At 68.4% G+C, this 21,325-nt stretch carries 16 protein-coding genes; 6 read left to right on the top strand and 10 right to left on the bottom strand.

The window, feature by feature from the left end:
* Positions 1-6: 6 nt before the first annotated feature.
* Positions 7-1,050, top strand: coding sequence for a glycosyltransferase (locus SKC41_RS13065; RefSeq protein WP_330978870.1), 1,044 nt, complete (start codon positions 7-9; stop codon positions 1,048-1,050).
* 4 nt (positions 1,051-1,054) lie between these two features.
* Here the strand turns inward: SKC41_RS13065 and SKC41_RS13060 are convergent, their stop codons facing one another.
* The 8 genes from SKC41_RS13060 to SKC41_RS13025 form a co-directional block, all read right to left on the bottom strand.
* Entirely contained in the window at positions 1,055-2,758 is a 1,704-nt protein-coding gene (locus SKC41_RS13060; RefSeq protein WP_330977967.1) for a GMC oxidoreductase, read from the bottom strand.
* On the bottom strand, positions 2,755-3,666 hold the full coding sequence (locus SKC41_RS13055) for an aldo/keto reductase (RefSeq protein ID WP_330977966.1): 912 nt from the start codon (positions 3,664-3,666) through the stop codon (positions 2,755-2,757). The genes SKC41_RS13060 and SKC41_RS13055 overlap by 4 nt, the downstream gene beginning before the upstream one ends.
* Before the next feature lie 31 nt (positions 3,667-3,697).
* Positions 3,698-4,711, bottom strand: coding sequence for a glycosyltransferase family 4 protein (locus SKC41_RS13050; protein WP_330977965.1), 1,014 nt, complete (start codon positions 4,709-4,711; stop codon positions 3,698-3,700).
* Positions 4,712-4,791: 80 nt separating this feature from the next.
* Entirely contained in the window at positions 4,792-6,267 is a 1,476-nt protein-coding gene (locus SKC41_RS13045; protein ID WP_330977964.1) for an O-antigen ligase family protein, read from the bottom strand.
* Complete coding sequence (locus SKC41_RS13040; RefSeq protein ID WP_330977963.1) at positions 6,264-7,712, bottom strand: Wzz/FepE/Etk N-terminal domain-containing protein; 1,449 nt, start codon at positions 7,710-7,712, stop codon at positions 6,264-6,266. Before SKC41_RS13040 ends, SKC41_RS13045 begins: the two co-directional genes overlap by 4 nt.
* Positions 7,713-7,883: 171 nt before the next feature.
* Positions 7,884-9,518, bottom strand: coding sequence for a hypothetical protein (locus SKC41_RS13035; RefSeq protein ID WP_330978869.1), 1,635 nt, complete (start codon positions 9,516-9,518; stop codon positions 7,884-7,886).
* A gap of 48 nt (positions 9,519-9,566) precedes the next feature.
* On the bottom strand, positions 9,567-11,426 hold the full coding sequence (locus SKC41_RS13030; RefSeq protein WP_330977962.1) for a putative bifunctional diguanylate cyclase/phosphodiesterase: 1,860 nt from the start codon (positions 11,424-11,426) through the stop codon (positions 9,567-9,569).
* Positions 11,427-11,559: 133 nt separating this feature from the next.
* Positions 11,560-13,116 (bottom strand): hypothetical protein, encoded by a 1,557-nt coding sequence (locus tag SKC41_RS13025; protein ID WP_330977961.1) that lies wholly within the window; start codon positions 13,114-13,116, stop codon positions 11,560-11,562.
* Positions 13,117-13,275: 159 nt separating this feature from the next.
* Between SKC41_RS13025 and SKC41_RS13020 the strand changes: the two genes are divergently transcribed.
* Genes SKC41_RS13020 through SKC41_RS13010 form a run of 3 tightly spaced genes read left to right on the top strand, consistent with a single transcriptional unit; the run spans position 13,276 to position 16,667 of the window.
* Positions 13,276-14,466, top strand: coding sequence for an NAD(P)/FAD-dependent oxidoreductase (locus SKC41_RS13020; protein ID WP_330977960.1), 1,191 nt, complete (start codon positions 13,276-13,278; stop codon positions 14,464-14,466).
* Positions 14,463-15,356, top strand: coding sequence for an RNA polymerase sigma-70 factor (locus SKC41_RS13015; RefSeq protein ID WP_330977959.1), 894 nt, complete (start codon positions 14,463-14,465; stop codon positions 15,354-15,356). The genes SKC41_RS13020 and SKC41_RS13015 overlap by 4 nt, the downstream gene beginning before the upstream one ends.
* A 48-nt stretch (positions 15,357-15,404) precedes the next feature.
* Positions 15,405-16,667, top strand: a complete 1,263-nt coding sequence (locus SKC41_RS13010) for an aminodeoxychorismate synthase component I (RefSeq protein WP_330977958.1) — start codon at positions 15,405-15,407, stop codon at positions 16,665-16,667.
* Here the strand turns inward: SKC41_RS13010 and rsmI are convergent.
* A complete protein-coding gene (gene rsmI, locus SKC41_RS13005; RefSeq protein WP_330977957.1) occupies positions 16,664-17,503 on the bottom strand; it encodes a 16S rRNA (cytidine(1402)-2'-O)-methyltransferase in 840 nt (279 codons plus the stop codon). The genes SKC41_RS13010 and rsmI overlap by 4 nt on opposite strands.
* Before the next feature lie 24 nt (positions 17,504-17,527).
* On the opposite strand from rsmI, the gene SKC41_RS13000 reads away from it, so the two are divergent.
* Together SKC41_RS13000 and SKC41_RS12995 are read left to right on the top strand one after the other, a co-directional pair.
* The gene (locus SKC41_RS13000; protein WP_330977956.1) at positions 17,528-19,099 is read left to right on the top strand and encodes a dolichyl-phosphate-mannose--protein mannosyltransferase; all 1,572 of its coding nucleotides are present in this window, start codon (positions 17,528-17,530) and stop codon (positions 19,097-19,099) included.
* Between the two features lie 104 nt (positions 19,100-19,203).
* A complete protein-coding gene (locus SKC41_RS12995) occupies positions 19,204-20,052 on the top strand; it encodes a DUF559 domain-containing protein (protein WP_330977955.1) in 849 nt (282 codons plus the stop codon).
* Between the two features lie 53 nt (positions 20,053-20,105).
* On the opposite strand, the gene arcA is transcribed toward SKC41_RS12995, so the two are convergent.
* Entirely contained in the window at positions 20,106-21,317 is a 1,212-nt protein-coding gene (gene arcA, locus SKC41_RS12990; protein ID WP_330977954.1) for an arginine deiminase, read from the bottom strand.
* Positions 21,318-21,325 lie beyond the last annotated feature (8 nt).

Here is a 21,325-nt window from a genome sequence, read left to right as displayed (position 1 = left end):
CCTCGGGTGCTTTGGCTTTCGCCGTGGACGCGGCCGGCGGTGCGCGTGCAGTCCGAGGCGCTGATCCGCCATGGCGCCGACGTGCTGCTGGTGACCTCGGACAAACACCCGGAGTCCGACGCCGCCCGCGATTACGAGCTGGTGCTCGATCCGCGGTTCAAGACCGCGTCGACCTGGGTGCCGACCCTGGCGGCCTGGCGCCAGATCCGCAAGTTCGCACCCGACGTGGTGATCGCCGAAATCGTCCGTGACCCACGCTGGATCGTGCTGGCCGGGCGGGCGCCGCGGATTCAGGTGGTACACGACGACCGGCCACACGACCCCGACGAACAGACACCGGCCTACGAGCGTGCGGTGTTCGACCGATGGGGCGCCCGCTCGGCGGCCACCATCACCTATAGCGAGTACGTCGCGGCCGGTATCGCCGCGCGCCGCGACGTCGCCGGCACGCCGGTGCACGTCGTGCCGCTCGCCAGCGATGTCGACCTACCCCGCATCCCGCCGTTCGTGGGCGCCGAGGGACGCCGTGACTTCGTTCTGTTCGGCCGGCTCAACCCCTACAAGAACGTCGACGTCGTGCTGGAGGCCTGGCAGCGACACGTCGGCGGCGAAGGCTGGCGCGGCGACAACCTGGTGCTGATCGGCGACGGCCCGCTCGACGCGGCCGCCTTGCCCAAACACACGGTCTGGCGCAACGGCAGCTACCGCTACGCCGACGTCATCCCCGCGTTGTCGACCGCCAAGGGCTCGATCTCGCATTACCGGCGCGCGTCACAAAGCGGTGTGCAGGTGCTCTCGATGCAGCTGGGCGTCATGCCGATCGTGTCCACCGCGGGCGGGCTGCCCGAATACCAGCCACCGGGCTGCCCGCCGATCGGTATCGACGACGTCGCCGGGCTGGCCGCCGCGTTCGACCTGCTGGCCGACTCGTCCGTCGCGGCGCGGCTCGGGGCCGCGGCGGCGCGCCACTACGCCCAGCACTGCGCCGTCGACATCGTCGCGGAACGCTTCCTCGAAGTCATCGACGAGGTGCTGGCCCGCCGGCGCTGACGCCTCAGGCGGTCCGGGAATCCCCCGCCCGGCACTGCGCACGAGCGCTCGCGACATGGTCGGCAAGCCGTACACCCAGCGCGATGCCGAGCAGCGTCGGGTTGGCCTGGCTCGACGTGGGCAGCACCGATGTGCTCGCGATGTACAACCCGCGCACCCCGTGCACCTGAAGGTTCGCGTCCACCACGCCGTCCTCGGCGGCCTCCGACATCCGGGTGGTGCCCACCTGATGGAAGCCACCCATCTCGGCCAAGTACTCGCGCACCAGGCCCTCGACGTCGTCGCTGAGCCATTCCACGGACCCGGCACCATGGCGGCGAAGGTGTTCGTCGATCAGGCCGATGGCCTTGCGCACACTCACCAAGTCGTCCTCGGAGAAGTGCATATGAGTGCGAATCCTGCGCATTCCCAACGCATCTCGCTCGTCGGTCAGCTCCACGCGGCTCTCCCAATGCGGAAGATGCTCGCCGTGGTAGTGCAGCGCATACGTGTTGTCGGCGCTCTTGACGAAAAATCCCGGCGCCTTGCGGCCCCTGCGCAGGAACCTGGCGTAGGAGAACGTGATCGCGAAGCGGATCGACGGAAACAGGTCGCGAACGATGTTGCGCAGATGCGCGAGCACCCGCGGCGAGCCGGCCCGCTTGGTGTGTGCCTCACGGATCGCCTCCGCCAACAGGAAGCGACCGAACGGCGAGATCAGCGTCAGGTAGACGCCCGACAAAATCCCGCTTCCGTGACTCGGGTCGCTGATCGCCGGATTCACCAGCCAGACAGCGGCATTCGGCATCCCCGCGTCGCGCAGTAGCTGTGGGTCGAAGGTGAAGCGGCGGCGAACGTACACGCCGTCGCGGTCCCGCTCGTAGGCGTGGGTGACCTTGTCGGTGTTGAAATGCACGCGCGCGACGCGGGCTTCGACGTGGGACATGTACCAGCGCCCCAGGTGGCCGCCGGCATTTCCCAGACCTGCCGGGTGATGGCGATCCGACACCATCAGCAGCCGGGTTGCCTCCAGCCCGCCGGTCGCGATGATGTAGTCCCGCGCGACGACCCTGCCCTGCCGGCCGGCGAGTGTCTTGACGACGAGGTGGTCGACGGCGTCGCCGGCCTCGGTCGTCACGATCTCGGTGCAGGTGAGGCCGGTCCACAGCGTGAGAGTGGGGGCGTCTCGCAACGCGCTGCGATATTCGCGGCCGAACCGCGTCGGCAAGGCCCAGCGTTCGAGATCGGTCGTGCGCACCGCGCCGTCTGGAAGTCCAACGACCAGACTGTTATTCGCGATCTCGGGGATCTCGCGTGCATTGAAGTTCGCCTGACCGCACCCCGCCCAATCGCAGGCTCGTTGCCGGTAGGGATCGATGTCTTTGTCGCCGATCGGCCAGGGCGCCTGCGCGGTGATCGGCCGGTCCTCGAAATCGATCGGGTCGAACTTGACGCAACGCCCACCCCACAGCGCCGTGGTTCCGCCGACCTGTCGCCGGACCGTCAGCTCGCTGCGCGCGTGGAAGTAGTCGTCCTGGTGCGAATCGAGAGTCGCCAGGTCCTGTGCGGCTTCGTCGGGGCGCTCGAGGCCGCTTTCGATCAACGCCACCCGCACGCCGGCCCCGGCGAGTTCCAGCGCCGTGGCGATGCCTACCGCGCCGGCCCCGACCACCACGACGTCGGCCTCGATCGTCGTGGTGGCGGCTAACTCCTCCGGCCCACGGATCACGCGACTGCACCTTCCCGGAACTGCGCGACGAGGCCGAGGAACCGGGTCAGGGTCTCCGCGTCCAGCGGGGACGAGACGGCGCTCGCCGCTTCGGCGATCCGGTGCGGCTTGGTGGTGCTGTAGAGAATCGCGGGCGATCCGGTCGCGGCGGCCGACGACCCGATGATCAACTTCGCGAGCACGCCGGGAGCCAGCGGATCGAGCTGCAGGGCCGCGCGCCACCGTGCGGCCAGCGACTCGTCGGCCGACAGCGCCGCGGACAGCGTCATGTACGGCCTGTTCAGCACGCCGAACGCGAGATCGGCGGGGCGCGGCGCGGGATTGAGCAGGTCGCTGCGGAATTGGCTGACGCCCTCGGGCGCGAACGCAGCCGCGAAATCCACCTCGAGCCCCTCGTCTTGAGAGACCCCCCAGGCGCGAATCTTGCCCTGCTGCTTGGCAGTCTCGAAGAACTCACGCAGTTCGCCGTCGCGCACCGTGTCGCCGGGCTTGGGCGCATGCAGGAAGAGGATGTCGACGTAGTCCACGCCCAACGCGGCAAGGCTCTCGTCGAGGCTGCGCGCCGCGATCGCCGCGTCATACTCCCGGGCCGTCGTGTCGGGCCCCTGGTGCCGCTTGACGGCTCGGCGCAGCGCCGGTGCTTTGCGCAGCAGCGCCCGCGCCGGGGCTTGAAACCGGGCGAGCCGCCGTGCCGCGCCGCCGACATCGATGCCGAACTTGGTGGCGATGGTGACGGCGTCGCGGCCGACCGTGCGCACGAACGCCCCCAGCTCCGCCTCGGCCATTCCCAGGCCGTACATCCGTGCGGTGTCGAAGTGGGTGATCCCGCTGTCCACCGCGCTGCCGAGGACGGCCATCCGCTCCTTGCGGGACGGCGACTGCATCAATCCGCCGCAGCCGAAACCCACCGCACTCACCGCGAGCCGCGGTCCCTGGAGTTCAATTCGCTTCAATCGCGCAGCCCCCGTAGATCCGGCGTAGTTCCGCGTCAATGATCTTGGGGCTACGAGTGGCCGCGATGTGCGCCTGCCCCCGCAGCCCATCACGCTCGGCCAAGCCCGGGTCGCGCAGGTAGCGGCCAATCGCGGTTGCCAACGCGGGCACATCGCCAACCGGCACCAGCATGCTCGGGTCCGATGCGATCTCCGCTGTTCCGCCCACCGGAGTGGCCACGAACGGCCGCGCGCCGGCGAGGGCCTCGGTGAGGATCATCGGCATTCCCTCCGCGTAGGACGGCAAGACGACCACGCGAACCGTCCGGAGCAGATCGCGGATCTCGTCGGGGTGTACCGGGCCTTGGACCGACATGCGCTCGGTGGGCGGCGGGGTGTAGTCGTCGATGCGCCCGACGATCCGAAGATGCCCTTCGATGCCCTGGTCGAGCAGCAGCCGCCAGGCGGCGACCAGGTCTGCGACACCTTTGCGGTGACCGATGGTCCCGGCGAACAGCGCCACGGGCGGCGTCAAGCTGGCCGGCGGGGCATCTCGATCGATCGCGATCGGGTTGGCGACCACGGAGGTGTGCACCGACGGCGCCACCGCGAGAACGGCGGCACGAGCTTCCTCCGACAACAGGATCACGTGGTCGGCAAGTTTCAGCGTGGCTCCCACGAAGCGCGGCCGCGACGCCGCGAAATCGTGAAAGTCGGAGCCGTGAATGGTGACGATGATCCGGAACCCTCGCGCTCGCGCCAACCGGATCAGCGGTCCCTCGCGCAGCCACGCTCCGCCGTTGGAGATATGGAAATGCACGATGGCCGGGCGAGCGGTGCGGGCCAGCGCCGCGCCCGCGCGGGCGGTGAGCAGGAAGCTCTTCGCGTGGTTGCCGCCGTCCCAGGTGGACAGCACGCGGATGTCGTCCGCGCCGATGTTGTTGTCGCGGATGACCCGGATGACGGACTGCGTCCCGCCGAAGCTGTACATGTCGGGCCCGACGTGGGTAACGGCTAACACCCGGCTAGGTCCCCCAGCAAACTGGCCACCAGGTCAAGATAAACCAGGTCAGCGCTGGTCTGGGTAACGCTTTGAAAAATTTAGCTGGGCGCGGCGGCCAGCTCCGGAATCTCGTCGACGCTATCGCGGCCGGCGTCGGGGTCCCGGCGGTCCAGCTCAGCAAATCCCATCGTCGCTCCGAGGGCCAGACCCAACGCCAACGCGTCCATCGGCATCTCGGGCAACGGCCAGACCGCGGAAATCGCCAGCAGACTGGTGCTGACCGCCGCGCTGATCTTGGCCGGCGCCGACGCGCGTCGGGCCGCCCGGATAATCGGGGTCGCCGCGAACCATGCGAACACCGCCACACCCACCACCCCGGCCTTGGCCAACCACCATTGGTAGAAGAGGTGTGAGTAGGTGGGCCCCAGCTTCCAGGAGAAGGCATCGGGGTCGTTCCCGGTCGGCAGCTGATAGGCGTAGCCGAGGCCGTGGCCGAAGATCGGCGCCTCGGCGATCGCGGTGTTGAGCCGGGCGTTTTCCTGCAGCCGGTCCAGCGTCGACTGGTCGACGGCCAGCGCGCTCGTCGAAATACCGCCCAGCACGCGTTGGCCGAACGCGGCGAACTGGTCGCTGAGCCACGCCCCGGCCTGCGAATGCTGCAGCAAGAACAGCGATCCGGGCACCGTGACCGCCAGGGCAGCCAAGCTGACCAGCACGACCGTGCCCAGCCGGCGCAGGGCCGGCAACCCGAAGCTGGAGAGCAGGGCGACCAACGCGGCGACCACCATCGCGATCAGTGTGTTCCGCGAGAAGGAGAGCAGCGAGATGATCAACGCGGGCGGACCCAGCGAGTAGAACATCATCGGCTTTACCCGGCCGACGATCGCGGCGGCGACCAGCGCCGACAGTACGGCGGTGGCCGGCGTCTGAGTGGACAGCACGATGCGCAGGGCCTGGCCGGCGCCCGTCGCCTCCTCCAGGCTTTCCGCCCGGCCGGCCAACCGAACGGCATGCAACGAACTGACGATCGCCATGCCCGCCGAAAACCAGAGAATCACGATCACGACGCGGACCAGCCACTCGGCGTGACGTCCCCAGACGACCAGCATTCCCAGCACGAACCCGGCAACCATTTCGAGCAGCGTCGTCGATTCACGCGCCACCATCAGGTCGTCATGCCCGGCCCAGAAGCCGTAGAAGGTGTAGAGCAGCACGGTCATCGCGAACACCCCCGGCAGGAGGTAATCGGAGAACCGGGGTTTGACCTTGGGGAGCAGATACAAGATCGAGAGCAGGGCCGTGATCTGGTAGGCGTAGATCGCGACCGGGCCGATGACCTTTCCGACGTGCAGGCCTTCCGGCAGCGCCGCGAACGCCCCGACGAACGTGACCGCGACCATGCCTTCGGGCTTCACCCAGTACACGACCAGGCAGAACAGGGCGGCGATCAGGAGCACGCCCTCGGTGGTCCGGCGTACCGAGAACACGCCGAACAGGAAGCATCCCACCAGGAACACCGTCAGCAGAGCGGCAGCCACCACCAGGCGGTCGCGACTCCGCAGGTAGGGAATCACGCCGACCCGCTGAGCTTTCCCCGGTAGGCGCGGGCCGCGGCCCTGCTGTGCACCGACGGCTTGGCATCGGTCAGCACGGTTCCGACGAGGTTCGCGCCGGCGGCACGCAGCGCGGCCAGGGCGTCGGTGAGTTCGTCGACGGTGGTGCGATTCGCGCGCACCACCAGCACCGTGGCCTGCACCGCGCCGGCCAACAGGCCGGAGTCGGCCGTGGCCAGCACCGGCGGGCCGTCGACCACGGTGTGGCCGAACCGCGACGACAGGTTCGCCAGGACGTTGTCGATCACGTTCGGCGTGAACGCGCTGGCGGGCACGCCCTCGCCGCGCCGGCCGGACCGGGCCGCGAGCAGGAACAGCCTCGAAATCGGGGTCGCGCGTACGGCCTGCACGGCGATGCTGGGATCGGCCAGCGCGTGCGCCAGTCCCTCGCCCGATTCGACGCTGAGCAGGCCGGCGATCACGGGCCGCCGGGTGTCGCCCTCGACGAGCAGCACGTCTTGGCCGAGCTCGGTGAATGCCCGGGCCAGGTTCAGCACCGTCGTCGTGGTTCCCTCACCGCCGAACGGCGCCGCCAGCAACACCCGGCGGGAATCGGGCCCCATCGCCCGGCTCAGCCGGGTGCGCAGACCGCGCACCGCGTCGTCGAATGCGATGTCGGTGCCGAATTTCGGTGCGGTGCCACGCTTTCCGGGCAGCTCTCCCAATGTCGGCAAGCCGGACAGCTCTTCCAGCTTCTCGCGGGTGCGCACGCTGCGGTCGGTCGCCTCCCGGGTCAGCGCCACCGCGACGCTCAGCAGCAGACCGGCGACGAGACCCATCGCCACGTTGCGTACCGGCGACGGCGCGATCGCATGAGTGGGCACCCGGGGCGCCTCCACCACTCGCGCCCTGGCTACCGGCAGGGGCTTGGGTGTCGGCTGGCCGGGCACCTCCGGCGGTGGCGGTGTATCACCGGTGTCGGGTCGTGGTGCGGTGCTGCTCTGCGGCGCGCCATTATTCGAGTGCGCGCTCACCCCGAGCGTCGGGACCATCGTGGCGAACTGGTCGGCCATCGCCCCGGCCAGCGCCGCGGCGCGCGTCGGATCGGTGTCCTTGACCGAGATCGTGAACAGCATCGACTTCGCGGTGTATTTCACCTGCGTCTGACTCACCAGGGCATCGGGACTCATCGGGACCTGGAGCTGGCTGATCGCGCGCTCGGCCACCGTGCGCCCGCCGGCGATCTGGGCGTACGACGACAGCCGCTCCTGCGCGGTCAGCGTGCCGTTGTACAACTCGGTGAGGTCAGTGGCCCCGGAGAACGAGATCAGGATCGTGGCTGACGACTGATAGTGCTTGGTCTGCAGAGCCGTAACGACCACGGCGCCCAGCACACACGCCAGGAACGCGCCCGCTGCCAGCTTCCAGTGCGCCGCGATAATCCGAACAAAAGTACGGAAATCCATCCAACCAATACCCTTCTAACAGCACCGCAGGTCTAGAGCATCCATTCGGTCTCTTAAACAGCCGCTGCGCAAACCCAACGCTCATTATGCAGCATCGTCAAATCGAGATCCGATCGTCCGCCCAGGCAGTGGCGGACTTTGCGTGGGTTGCCGACGCACCCTACGCGCCATTCACTGCCGAGGCGGGGAAGTGACCACCTCGCGCGGTATGTCGACCGTCGCCAGCGGGTACCACCCGGTCCCGTCGCGCCCGTCGCGGGCCAGCCGCATCGGCGGGTAGTCCACGACGTGCGAGGCGTCGGGTTTGTGCTGTTGCCAGGTGGCCGCCGCCTGCAGGGTGTAATTGCCGGGCGGCAAGCTGCCGACATCAACGGTCACGGTTTCGTCGGCCGCCGCCGGGGCGGGTTCGGCACCGGAGTTTTCCCCGCGGACCAGGGTCCTCAGATTCACGGTCGATTGCATCTCGCGGACCACCGCCCCGGTGAAATCCACCAGCCGGTAGCCGGGGACCCATTTCTCGGAAGCGCCGGCCGAGCCGTAGTTGGTCCAGGTGACGCCGATCGTCGCTTCCCCGTCATGCGACGCTTGCGAGCCTTTGCGCGCCTCGGCCGAATATCGGTAGCCGGCGACGACGTTGGCTTTCGACCACAGCAGGAACAGCGCCGGGTCCATCGGCGAGGTCGCATTCACCGCCGGGAAGTTGAAGCTCGACGTCATCGACACGTGGTACTTGACGACGTCGCGCAGTCCCTTCTCGTAGTAGCTCTTCGGGTCGGTCCCGTCGGGCAACTGGCACCACTCGGTGATGACCAGTCCCGACGCGAGCCGGTCCTTGATCTGCTTGACGAGCGGATCGTTCAGCTTTACGTAGTGCGATCCGTCGGACTCGGCCCACACCGGCAGCGGTGCGTAGACGCCGAGGCAATCGGACCGGATACCCACCGGCGCCGACAACGCTTTTGTGACCCAGTCGGCGAACAGCTGCCGCACGATGTCGACGTTCATCGGGGTCACCACCAGCTGGGTGTGGGGGAAGGCGTTGACGTTCGCCGCCACCAACTTCGCGATCGACGCGCTGGTGATGCTCTGGTCACGAAACTGGCTGTAATACCCCAGCTTCGCGACGCTCTCGTCCGGCGACGGGCCCGGCGCGTTCAGCTTGTCGCGCAAGTAGGCGATGTGGTTCTCGCTGAAGTCGCCGTAGCCGGAGAACTCGAACACGCTCAGCCGCTCGTCGCGGTCATAGCGGCGGCCCAGCGCGGCCAGCAGCTGGCCGAACCCGTCCAGGTAGCGCTGGTCATTCCAGTTCGGCACCACCTGCGTCACCCCGGGTGTCCACCAGTACTTGGGCGGCGAGGGATAGTCGGTGGCCACCGGCCGCATCCAGTCGGGAATAGCGATGCTGGTGTTGGACGGATAGACGGTGTCGCAGCACGAGCTGTAGGCGACGATCCGAATCGTCAGCCGCATGTTGCGGCCGGCCAGCTTCGTCAACGCGTCGTCAATCGCGCTGAAGTCGAACTTGACGTCGTCGGGAGCGTCGGGTGGCAGTGTGCTCGGGTCGACGGGCTGCAACTGCCGCCAGGTGAAACGCATGCTCGCGTCATACGCCGCCGGCCACGATCCATACCGGCGCTGCGCGGGATTCACCTGTGGAAAAAGCGGCCTCATCAGGTCCTCGTACTGGCCGCGCAGCGGATTCGGCACCTCCTGCACGCCCAGCGGAATGGCCGGACTGGCGATCGCGCTCAGCGGCTCGGGGTCGGTCGTCTTGCTACACGCGCTCAAAACCAGCGCCGCGCACACCGCAACGGCCAGCGTGCATTTGCCCAGTCTTCGGATCACGTAGCGATGCTAGATTGCGCCCTGCGACAAGGCCTCACGATCGGCCAGGAATGGCATCGGCATCCAGCGCGCCGAGAACAATGCCTCCATCGCATCGCCGGGGACGGGTCGGGACAACAGGAACCCTTGCGCGCGGTGACACCCGTGCTGCATCAAAGTCAGTGCGGCAGCGGGCGTCTCGACTCCCTCGGCGACGACTTGCAAACCGAATGCCTCGGCGAGCCCGATGATCGCGCGGACAATGGCCAGGTCGCCGGCGTTGGTCCCCAGGTCGCGCACGAACCCGGCGTCGATCTTGAGCATGTCGACCGGCAACTGCTTGAGGTGTGAGAGCACCGCATAGCCGGTGCCGAAGTCGTCGATCGCCAGCTGCACCCCGACCTCTTTGAGCTCCGCGAGGGTATTGAAGGTCGCTTCGATGTCGTGCACGACGGCGCGCTCGGTGATCTCCAGGCACAACGACCCGGCATCGATACCGAACTCTTCGATCGTCTCGGCGACGCTGCGCACGAAACCGCGAGTGATCAGCTGCACGGGCGACACATTGATCCGCAGGGTGGCACCCAGCCCCACGCCGTTGGCACGCCACCGGCCGAATTCGGCACACGCGGTTCTCAACACCCAGCGGCCCAGCTCGCCGGCCAGGTTGGTCGATTCGGCAACGCCGATGAACGAGTCCGGCAGCAGCATCCCCCAGATCGGGTGCCGCCAGCGGACCAGCGCCTCGGCGGCCACCACCGCGCCGGTCCACAAGTCGACCTCGGGCAGATAGTGCAGCAGCAGCGCTTCGCTGCCGATATCGCCCTGCAGATGCAGCTCGATGTCGTTACGGAAGGCGCTTTTGAGTGACATATCGTCGGTGAACACCGCGATCTGGTTGCCACCGGCACGCTTGGCGGTCAGCACGGCCTCGTCGGCACGGCGCAGCAGCGCGGTGCAGTTGTCGCGCTCCGGCATCCCGACGGCCAGCCCGATGCTGACGGTGCGACTGATCATGTGGCCGCCGATGGCGAGCCGCTCGCAGAGCATCTTCGACAGCCAGCGGGCGAACGACTCCGCGGTCTCCGGCGACATCGACTGCTCGGGCACGACGACGAACTCGTCGCCGCCGAGCCGGGCGATCATGGCCTGGGTGCCGGCACAGACCTGGATGCGTTGCGCGAAGACTCTGATGAACCAGTCACCGGCGGTGTGGCCCAGATAGTCGTTGATCGGCTTCAACCGATCGAGGTCGAGAAACAGCACCGCGACGGGTCCCGGCTTTCCAGCGGCAAGCCGTTCGGACAAGTGCGCGACCAGTGCCCGGCGGTTGTACAGGCCGGTCAGGTCGTCGTGCTCGGCCAGATAGCGAAGCTTCTCCTCGGCGGCAAGGCGCGCTTGCAGCTGGGCGAACAACGCGGCGACCGCCTCGAGCGTGTTGATCTCGGTCTGCTTCCACTTGCGATCGCCGAACCTGACGAACCCGAGCACGCCGGTGGTCACCTCCCCCGACACCAGCGGCGCGGCCGCCACCGAGGGAGCGCTGGGTTGCATGGGCCCCGTCAGCCAGCGCCACCGCGAACGCCGACCGGGAGATATCACCACCGGCTTTCGGCCCTGCTCGCACTCGGCGAGCAGCGCGTCGGCGTCGGTGTAGGGGACGATGGCCGTCGCGCCCGGATCCGCGACCTCGGCGCGCGGCGGGAACTCGGCGACCAGCACCGAGGCACGGGACAGCTCGTCGCGGCGCCGCAAAAAACAGGCGTCCAGCTTGAATTGCTCGACCAACCGCGCGAGGACTTTCTGGCTCACCTCGGGCGCCGTGGATACCGTGGCCTCCATCAGCGCGGTGGCGAGCGAGGCTACGACCAGGTCTAGGCTGCGCGGCATGGAGACCTCCGATATGGGGCGCATGTCCAGGCCGAGTGGCCAGATTTGGGCAGGTCACGGAATATATTAGTTAGACAACCGTACCATGCACGACGCATTTCCTCCGGGCTTACACACGGCATCGCGGGCTGGGTCAACCGTTGGTTGAGCCGGTGTTGTCGCGCGGGATGTCAAGGGTCGCAATCGGGTACAGCCCGGAGCCGTCGCGTCCGTCGCGAGCCAGCGCCATCGGTCCGTAGTTCACCACGTGCGAGGCGCCCGGCTTGTGTTGTTGCCAGTCCACCGAGGCGCGCAGCGTGTAGTGCCCCGGCGCCAACCCGGACAGGTCGACGTGCACGGTCTCGGTGGACGACGCCGGGACCGCCTCCTCCCGCGAGGGACTGGAATCGTCGTGCACCAATGTCTTCAGGTTGACCGTGGCCGGCAGCGTCCGAACCACCGCACCGGTGTAATCGACCAGCTTGTAGTTGGGCGCCCACTGCTCGGTGGCGGCCGCCGCGCCGTAGTTCGTCCACTCCACCGAGATGGCCGCGACCGTGCCTTGAATCGATTGCGATCCCGGCTTGGCCTCGACCGAATACCGGTATCCGGCAGCAGCATTGGCCTGCGCCCACAACGCATACAGCTTGGGGTCCATCACCGATGTCGCATCCCGGTCCGGGAAGTTCGCGCTCGACGTCATCGACACGTGGTATTTGACGACGTCGTGCAGACCCTTCTCGTAGTAGCCCTTCGAGTCGGCCCCACCGGGCAGGGAGCACCATTCGGTGATCACCGGCGCGGAGCGCAGTCGCTGCTTGATCGCGTTGACGACCGCATCGTTGTTCCGGACGTACTGGGAGTCACCGGACTCGGCCCAGGCGGGCAACGGCGATGCGACGCCGAGGCAATCCGAGCGGATGCCGACCGGGGCGGACAGCTTCTTGGTGACGTCGTCGGAGAGCAGTTCGCGCACGATCTCCGGGTTCTGCGGCGCGACCACTAATTGCGTGTGGCCGAAGGCGTTGACGTTCGCCGCGACCAGCTGCCGGATCGACGCGCCGCTGATGCGCTGGTCCCGAAACTGGTTGTATCCGGAGAATTCGAAGATGCTGAGCCGCTCGTCGCCGTCGTAGCGGCGGCCCAGCGCGGCGACCAGCTGGCCGAATGCGTCGAGATAGTGCGGGTCGTCCCAGTTCGGCACCACTTGCGGCACCCCGGGGCTGTTCGGCGGCGGGGGGTAGCTGGTGGCCAGCGGCCGCGCCCATTCGGGAACGGCGATGCCGGTGCCGTGCGGGTCCGGGTTGTAGACGTAGATGCGCAGGGCGAGCCGCATGTTGCGGCTGGCCAGCTTGTTCAGCGCGTCGTCGATCGCGCTGAAGTCGAACTTGCGGTCATCGGGCGCATCGGGCGGCAGCGTGGCCGGATCGGTGGGCTGCAACTGCCGCCACGAGATCTGCATGCTGGCGTCGTAGGACGCCGGCCACGCCGGGTAGCGCTGCTGGGCGGGATTGCCTTGCGGGAAAAGCGGATTCATCAAGTCTTCGTACTGGCCGCGCAGCGGGTTCGGGATGTCCGCGACGCTGGGCGGGATGGCCGGGCTGACCATGGCCGACAGCGGCCCGGGGCTGTTGTGACCACCACAGCCGCTCAACACGAGTACCGCGCCGGCGCCAACCGCCGCCGCGCTTCTCCTCAATGTCCGGACCATCGTTGCGATGCTAGAGGGATGCGCGCCTCGGTGTGAGTGGCGGCTTCGCCCCCTACCCGGCATCGAGTGATACAGCTCACAATCAACGGCCGAATTGTCACGCCCCGCGGTCCTGCGGTGTCTCCAGGGCACAAGTCCGAAAGAGAATGGGAGACAGCAATGACCAACAGCACTCGTGTCGTGATCGTCGGCGGCGGATACGCCGGCACCCTGGCGGCCAATCGGCTGCGGCAGCGGCCAGACCTCGACATCACGCTGGTGAATCCCCGTCCGGTCTTCGTCGAGCGGATTCGCTTGCACCAGCTGGTGGCCGGCACGGGCGCCGCGACAGCCGACTACGGTTCGCTGCTGGGTGACGGGATCCAGTTGGTCGTCGACGCGGCCGAGCGGATCGACACCGCTGCCCGTCGCCTGGAGCTGACGTCGGGCAGCGCGCTGGATTACGACTACCTGATCTACGCCGTCGGTAGCACGGGCGCGGTGCCGGCCCAGCTTTCGGTGCCCGGTGCCGCCGAATTCGCCCATTCGATCTGCGACCTCGAAAGCGCACAGCGGCTGCGCTACGCGCTGACCGACCTGCCGCTCAATGCTCCGGTCACCGTGGTCGGCGGCGGGTTGACCGGCATCGAGACGGCTTCCGAGCTGGCCGAGCAGGGCCGCCCGGTGACCCTGATCTGCGGTGGCACGCTGGGGACGTCACTGAGCGCACGGGGCCGGCGTTCGGTGGCCAAGCAGCTGCGCCGGCTCGAGGTCACCATCGCCGAATCCGTCGCCGCGAGCGAGGTCCGATGGGACAGCGTGGTACTCAGCGACGGCGCCGTGCTGCCCAGCGCGGCGACGGTGTGGACGGCCGGGTTCGCCGTGCCGGATCTGGCCGCCCGCAGCGGCCTGCGCACCGACGGGCTGGGGCGGCTGCTCACCGACGAGACGTTGACCAGCGTCGACGATGCTCGCATCGTCGCCGCCGGTGACGCCGCCGCGCCCTCGGGCCAGCCGCTGCGGATGAGCTGCCAGGCCGCCGAGCCGTTGGGCGCCCAGGCCGCCGAGACCGTGCTGGCCCGGCTCGCCGGCGACACCCCCGCGGCGCTCAACCAGGCGTTCGTCGGCCAGTGCATCAGCATCGGCCGCACCCTCGGCACGCTGCAGTTCGCGCGCACCGACGACACCCCGGTGAACGTGGCTGTGGGCGGCCGAGCCAGCGCCGCGATCAAGGAAAGAATCTGCCGGGGCACGCTGTGGGCCATCCGGCGCGAGGCCGCCAAACCGGGCTCGTACTTCTGGCTGAAGGGCGGTAGCCGGCCCGCTCAAGCAACCGGGCAATCGGCCGACGAGCAGGTCGCGATCAAATGATCGCGACCGGCGAGCATGCGCAACGTTTCACGCTGCTGCGCCCGCTGCTGTTCACCATCGCCTACGAAATCCTCGGCTCGGCCACCGAGTCCGACGACGTATTGCAGGACAGTTATCTGCGGTGGGCGGCCATCGACTTGTCGACCGTGCACGACACCAAGTCGTATCTGGCCCAGCTGGTGACCCGGCAGGCGCTCAACGCGTTGCGGGCCGGTGCCCGTCGCCGCGAGGAGTACGTCGGGCCGTGGCTGCCCGAACCGTTGCTGCTCGACGACCAGGACCCGTCGACCGATGTCGTTCTGGCGGAATCGGTTTCGATGGCCATGCTGGTGCTGCTGGAAACGCTGAGCCCGGACGAGCGAGCGGTGTTCGTGCTGCGCGAGGTGTTCGGTTTCGACTACGGCGAGATAGCCGACGCGGTGGGCAAACCGGCGCCCACGGTCCGCCAGGTCGCACACCGGGCCCGCGAGCACGTGCGGGCGCGGCGCAAGCGCTTCGATTGTGACCCGCACCGCAACGCCGAGATCACCGCGCAGTTCCTGGCCACCGCGGCCAGCGGCGACGTGGAAGGGCTGATGGCGATGCTGGCGCCGGACGCCACCTGGATGGCCGACAGCGGCGGCAAGGTGTCCGCGGCCCGGCGGCCCGTCGTCGGGGCCGACCGGGTGGCCCGCGCCGTCGCGGGGCTGATGCGCAAGGCCGCGGCGGTGCTGCGCGCGGAAATGGTGACCTGCAACAGCGCCCCGGCGGTGCTGCTGTACCTCGGCGACCACCTCGAGGGCGTGATCACGGTGGAGATCGCCGATGCCTTGATCACCAACTTCTACGTGATGCGCAACCCGGACAAGCTGGCCGCAGTGGCGACCGCGCGCGACATCAGCCGCGGCTGAGCCGCGGAGCTCTGGGCGCGAAAATTCACCTTCTGTCAAGCTAGGACGGTGCGGATTGACCGGCTGCCCAACCTCGGCGAGGCACCCGGTGTGCTGCGCGCGATCGGGGATGCCGCCCGCCGGCTCGGGTTGCCCCCACCCGCGGCACTGACCGGCGAGTGGTTCGGCGCGCTGGCGGTGATCGCGCCGAGCCTGGCGGTTCAGCCGGTGGATCCGGCGGGCGCCTTTGCCGTCCCGATGAGTTCGCAGACCCACGAGTCGCCCGCGGTGGGCGGTGGCTGGGTCGGCTACCTGTCCTATCCGGACGCCGGCGCCGACGGGCGGCCGCATCGCATCCCCGAGGCCGCCGGCGGCTGGACCGACTGCGTGTTGCGCCGCGACCGCGAGGGCCGGTGGTGGTACGAGAGCCTGTCCGGGGCGCCGATGCCGCAGTGGCTGACCGCCGCGCTGGCCGCGACCCCGGGGCCGGCGCGTGAATGCCGGATCGACTGGGGCGTAGCCGACCGCGAGGCGCACCGCGGCGCGGTGCTGGCGTGCCTGGAGGCGATTCGGGCGGGCGAGGTCTACCAGGCGTGCGTGTGCACCCGGTTTACCGGGACGGTCACCGGGTCCTCGCTGGACTTCTTCGTCGACGGCGTCGCGCGCACGTCGCCGGCCCGCGCGGCCTACGTCGCCGGCCCCTGCGGTGCGGTGGCGTCGCTGTCGCCGGAACTGTTCCTGCGCCGGCACGGTAACGCCGTGATGTCGAGCCCGATCAAGGGCACCCTGCCGCTGGACGCCTGGCCGTCGGCGCTGCGCGCCTCGCCCAAAGAGGTGGCCGAGAACATCATGATCGTGGACCTGGTTCGCAACGACCTGGGCCGGGTGGCAATCACCGGCTCGGTCAAAGTGCCCGAGCTGCTGGTCGTGCGGCGCGCGCCGGGCGTGTGGCACCTGGTGTCGACGGTGTCGGCGCAGGTGCCTGCCGAGCTGCCCACGTCGGTACTGCTGGATGCCGCCTTCCCGCCCGCCTCGGTCACCGGCACCCCCAAACATCGTGCCCGCCAACTGATTTCGCAGTGGGAATCGCATCGTCGCGGGATATATTGCGGCACAGTCGGTTTGGCATCGCCGATCGCCGGATGTGAGCTCAACGTCGCGATCCGCACCGTGGAGTTCGACGCCGCCGGCACCGCGGTGCTGGGCGTCGGCGGCGGGATCACCGCCGATTCCAAGCCCGACGCCGAATGGCAGGAATGCCTGCACAAGGCCGCACCCGTCGTCGGGCTGACGTGCACCCCGGCGACGGGAGCCGCGGCCGGCGTGGGCTAGTCCTCGCGACGCGAGCGCAGCACCTCGTCGTACAGCTGTCGCGAGCGCACGCCCGGGTGCGCCGCGGCCACCTCGTTGCAGGCGTCCTTGACGCGAACACCCCCCGCGACGAGGGTTTCCACCCGGGCCAGCAGCGACGCCACGTCGGCGGGCGGCGTCGCGCCACCGAGCACGACGGTGATCTCGCCGAGCACGCCGTTACCCGCCCAGGCCGCCAGCTCCTCGAGCGATCCGCGCACCACTTCCTCGTGCACCTTGGTCAGCTCCCGGCAGACCGCCGCGGGACGCGCACCGCCGAGCTGCTCGACGGCATCGCTCAGACACGCCGCCAGCCGGCGCGGCGACTCGAAGAACACGCAGGTGCGCCGCTCGTCGGCCAGCGAGGCCAGCCACGTTTTGCGCGCCCCGCTCTTGCGCGGCGCGAAGCCCTCGAAGCAGAACTTTTCCGACGGCAGACCGGACAGGGCCAGCGCGGTCGTCACCGCGGACGGCCCGGGCAAGCATGTCACCGCGACGCCGGCGTCGACACACGCTGCGACCATCCGGTAGCCGGGGTCGCTGATCAGCGGCATTCCGGCGTCGCTGACCACCAGCACCGTCGCACCGGCCTTGATCTCGTCGACCAGCGCCGGCACCCGGGCGGCCTCGACTTGATCGAACATGCTGACCACCTTGCCGGTGATACCAACGCCGAGCGCCTTGGCCAGCGTTCGCACCCGCCGGGTGTCCTCGGCCGCCACCACATCGGCCTCGCCGAGCGCCTTGATCAGCCGCGGCGAGGCATCCGACGGCTGACCCAGCGGGGTCGCACCGAGCAACAGGCGACCGTGGGACATGACGGACAGCCTACGATCGAGCTGATGACCGCCCCGCCCAGCAATGCCACGTTGAACGTGGCGGCCGCCGTCCAGGAGCGCTCCGTGCCCGTCGTCAGCCCGGGGCCGTTGATCCCGGTTGCGGATTTCGGGCCGGTCGACACCATCCGCGGGTGGGTGGTCACCGGCATCATCACCCTGCTGGCGACCATCACCCGATTCGTCAACCTGGGCTCGCCGACCGATGCCGGCACCCCGATCTTCGACGAGAAGCACTACGCGCCGCAGGCCTGGCAGGCGCTGCACAACCACGGCGTGGAGGACAACCCCGGGTTCGGCCTGGTGGTCCACCCGCCGGTCGGCAAACAACTGATCGCGATTGGCGAGGCGATCTTCGGCTACAACGGGGTGGGCTGGCGGTTCACCGGCGCGTTGCTGGGCGTCGTGATGGTGCTGCTGGTGATGCGTATCGTGCGCAGGATCAGCCGCTCGACGCTGGTGGGCGCGATCGCCGGGGTGCTGTGCATCTGCGACGGCGTCAGCTTCGTCGCCTCCCGCACCGCACTGCTCGACGGCATCCTCGTCTTCTTCGTGGTCGCCGCGTTCGGCGCGCTGATCGTCGACCGCGATGAGGTGCGACGGCGCATGCACGTCGCGCTGCTGGAAGGCCGCAACACCGCAACCGAGTGGGGCCCGCGCCTCGGTGTGCGCTGGTGGCGGTTCCTGGCCGGCGTCATGCTCGGATTGGCTTGCGGGACAAAGTGGTCCGGCCTCTACTTCGTGGTGTTCTTCGGTTTGATGTCGCTGGCGTTCGACGTGGCCGCACGTCGGCAGTATCAGGTGAACCGGCCCTGGCTGGGAATGCTGCGGCGCGACCTCGTCCCCACCGGATACGCGCTGGGGCTGATCCCGATCGCGGTGTACCTGGCCAGCTACGCGCCGTGGTTCGCGTCCGAGACCGCGATCGACCGGCACGAGGTGGGCCAGACGATCGGCCCGCACAGCGCCTTCCCGTTCCCCGACGCCCTTCGCTCGCTGTGGCACTACAGCGCGAAGGCGCTGGAATTCCATGCGGGCCTGACGAATTCGGCGGGCAACTACCACCCGTGGGAATCCAAGCCGTGGAGCTGGCCGATGTCGTTGCGGCCGGTGCTGTACGCGATCGATCAGCAGAACGTCGGCGGCTGCGGCGCGCAGTCGTGCGTGAAGGCGGAGATGCTGGTCGGCACGCCCGCGATGTGGTGGCTGGCGGTGCCGGTGCTGCTCTATGCCCTTTGGCGAGCGGTTATCCGGCGCGACTGGCGTTACGCCGTCGTCCTGGTCGGCTACTGCGCCGGGTGGCTGCCGTGGTTCGCCGACATCGACCGGCAGATGTACTTCTTCTACGCGGCGACGATGGCGCCGTTCCTGGCGATGGGCATCGCGCTGATCTGCGGTGACATTCTCTACCGCCCTCTTAGCCAGAGCTCGGAACGCCGGACGCTGGGCCTCATCGTGGTGTCCGGCTACGTCGCCTTGGTGGTGACCAACTTCGCCTGGCTGTTCCCGGTGCTCACCGGCATGCCCATCTCGCAACAGACCTGGGACATGGAGATCTGGCTGCCCAGCTGGCGCTGATGGCTTTCTGCGTCGAGATTGCCGCTATGGCTGTGATTTCGCGTCATCCACAACCCTGGCGGCAATCTCGCTGAGATGTCGGTCGATGGCCGCATCATCAGCACGTGGTGGGGGTCTTTCTCGGAAGCGAAGCAATAGCGCGCGGCAAGCTGACTCGCGGTCAATTGCGTTGGAACTACCGGCAAATCCATCGCGATGTGTACCTTGCGAAGGAGGCCCGGAGGTCTCTGTGGCACAACATCCACGCGGCCTGGTTGTGGTCAGGCCGTTCGGGAATCATCACCGGTCGCGCGGCCGCCGCACTCCACGGAGCCAAATGGGTCGACGATTTCGCACCTGTCGAAATCCTGGGGCCGTTCAACCATCCACCGCCGGGGATCATCGTTCGCCGCGAGCGGATCGAGTCCGACGAAATCGTAGAAGTGAACGGCCTCCGTGTGACCGGTGTCGCGCGGACGGCTTTCGATCTGGCGCGACATCTGCCACGCGGCGTTGCAGTCGCCAATCTCGACGCGTTGTCAGCTGCGACCGGTGTCATCGCGTCGGACGCAGCGGCGTTGATCGCCCGCTACGTGGGTGCAAGGGGTGTGCGCAGGTGCAGAGAGGCTCTCTCCCTGATGGACGGCGGGGCGCAATCGCCCAAAGAAAGCTGGTTGCGGCTCGTCCTCATCGACGCTGGACTACCGACGCCCGCCACACAGCTCAGAGTCTCCGATGGGCGTCTCATCGCATACCTCGACATGGGTTGGGAAAAGCCGATGGTGGCCCTCGAATACGACGGTGACCAACATCGCAGCGATCGACGCCAGTACGTCAAAGACATCCGCCGCGCCGAGATGGTGCAACGCGCCGGTTGGCACGTGATCAGGGTGGTCAACGAAGACCGGCCGAAGGCCGTCGTTGACCGGGCGCGTGACGCGCTCGCGCGCCGAGCCGCGTCGAGATTGCCGTGACGGCTGTGATTTCGCACCGACCGCGACCATGGTCGCAATCTCGACGCGAAAACTCAGAGCGCGTCGCGGGCGACCGGGCAGGACATGCACCGCGGACCGCCGCGGCCGGTGCCCAATTCTGAGCCCGCGATCGTCAGCACCTCGATTCCGGCGTCCCGCAGCCGGGTGTTGGTCTGCACGTTGCGCTCGTAGGCGACGACGACGCCGGGCGCCAGCGCCAGCGTGTTGTTGCCGTCGTCCCACTGCTCGCGTTCGGCGACGACGGGGTCCAGGCCGGTGTCGATCACGCGCAGCTTGTCGATGCCCATCGCCCTGGCCGCCGCTTCCAGAAATGGCGTCTCGTCACCGATGTTCACGCCATCCGGGGACGGCTGGATCGTGAACGCCGACAGCTTGTCGATGACGTTGGCGTACATGACCACGGTCTCGGTGTCGACCATCGTGCACACCGTGTCCAAGTGCATCTGCGCGCGCTGCTGCGCGATCGGCACGGCCAGCACGGTGTGCGCCAGGTCGTCGTCAAAGAGACTGCGCGCCAATGCTTCCGCGCCGGCCGGGGTAGTCCGCTCCCCCACCCCGACCGCGACCACGCCCGGGGACAGCAACAGCACGTCGCCGCCCTCTACGGGTGCGGATCGCGATTCGTAAGCCTTGCGCACCCCGGTAAACCGCGGGTGATGGGCGTAGATCAGGTCGGTCAACGACGTCTCGCGGATCCGGGCCCGCAGCGCCAGCGACGGGATCACCACCCGCGCGCCGATCCAGATCGACGAGTCCCGAGTGAACACCAGGTTCGGCAAGGGATCGATCACGAAATCCGCGCCGTGATGCATGCGAAGTACCAGCGACACGTCGCTTCGGGTATCCGGCGGCAGCTCGTTGAACGTCATACCGGCCATCAGGATGTGCGCCAGCCTGGCGGGGTCCAGTCCACGCAGGTAGGCCGAAAGCTCTTGCGCCAGCGGCGCTCCCAGTCGGCGCGCATCCACGGCGGCGGCAACGCCTTGCATCCGGGCGGCGCCGCTGTGGTTGAGCGCCTCGGTCAAAAGGTCGGACAGCAGCAGCACTTCCACCCCGCGCGACCGCAGCAGCTCGGCGAACTGATCGTGTTCGTCCTGCGCACGGTCGACCCACGGCAATCCATCGAACAGGAGCTGGTCGTTGTTGCGCGGATTGAGTCGCCGCAGCTCCGCGCCGGGACGATGCAGGATCGCCACCCGCAGCGCGCCTACCTCGGAATTCGTGCTGAGCTCAATATCACCCACAGCTAAAC

It is taken from the genome of Mycobacterium sp. 050128, assembly GCF_036409155.1.
Classification (GTDB): domain Bacteria; phylum Actinomycetota; class Actinomycetes; order Mycobacteriales; family Mycobacteriaceae; genus Mycobacterium.
Note: the sequence above shows the minus strand (reverse complement) of the source record. Positions and strands in the feature narration are given on the sequence as shown.

What these genes read in the sequence shown, in the direction of transcription:
- SKC41_RS13040 (WP_330977963.1), bottom strand. Translation starts at nt 7,712, where the DNA reads ATGGATTTCCGTACTTTTGTTCGGATTATCGCGGCGCACTGGAAGCTG.
- SKC41_RS13030 (WP_330977962.1), bottom strand. Translation starts at nt 11,426, where the DNA reads ATGCCGCGCAGCCTAGACCTGGTCGTAGCCTCGCTCGCCACCGCGCTG.
- SKC41_RS13025 (WP_330977961.1), bottom strand. Translation starts at nt 13,116, where the DNA reads ATGGTCCGGACATTGAGGAGAAGCGCGGCGGCGGTTGGCGCCGGCGCG.
- SKC41_RS13020 (WP_330977960.1), top strand. Translation starts at nt 13,276, where the DNA reads ATGACCAACAGCACTCGTGTCGTGATCGTCGGCGGCGGATACGCCGGC.
- SKC41_RS13015 (WP_330977959.1), top strand. Translation starts at nt 14,463, where the DNA reads ATGATCGCGACCGGCGAGCATGCGCAACGTTTCACGCTGCTGCGCCCG.
- rsmI (WP_330977957.1), bottom strand. Translation starts at nt 17,503, where the DNA reads ATGTCCCACGGTCGCCTGTTGCTCGGTGCGACCCCGCTGGGTCAGCCG.
- SKC41_RS13000 (WP_330977956.1), top strand. Translation starts at nt 17,528, where the DNA reads ATGACCGCCCCGCCCAGCAATGCCACGTTGAACGTGGCGGCCGCCGTC.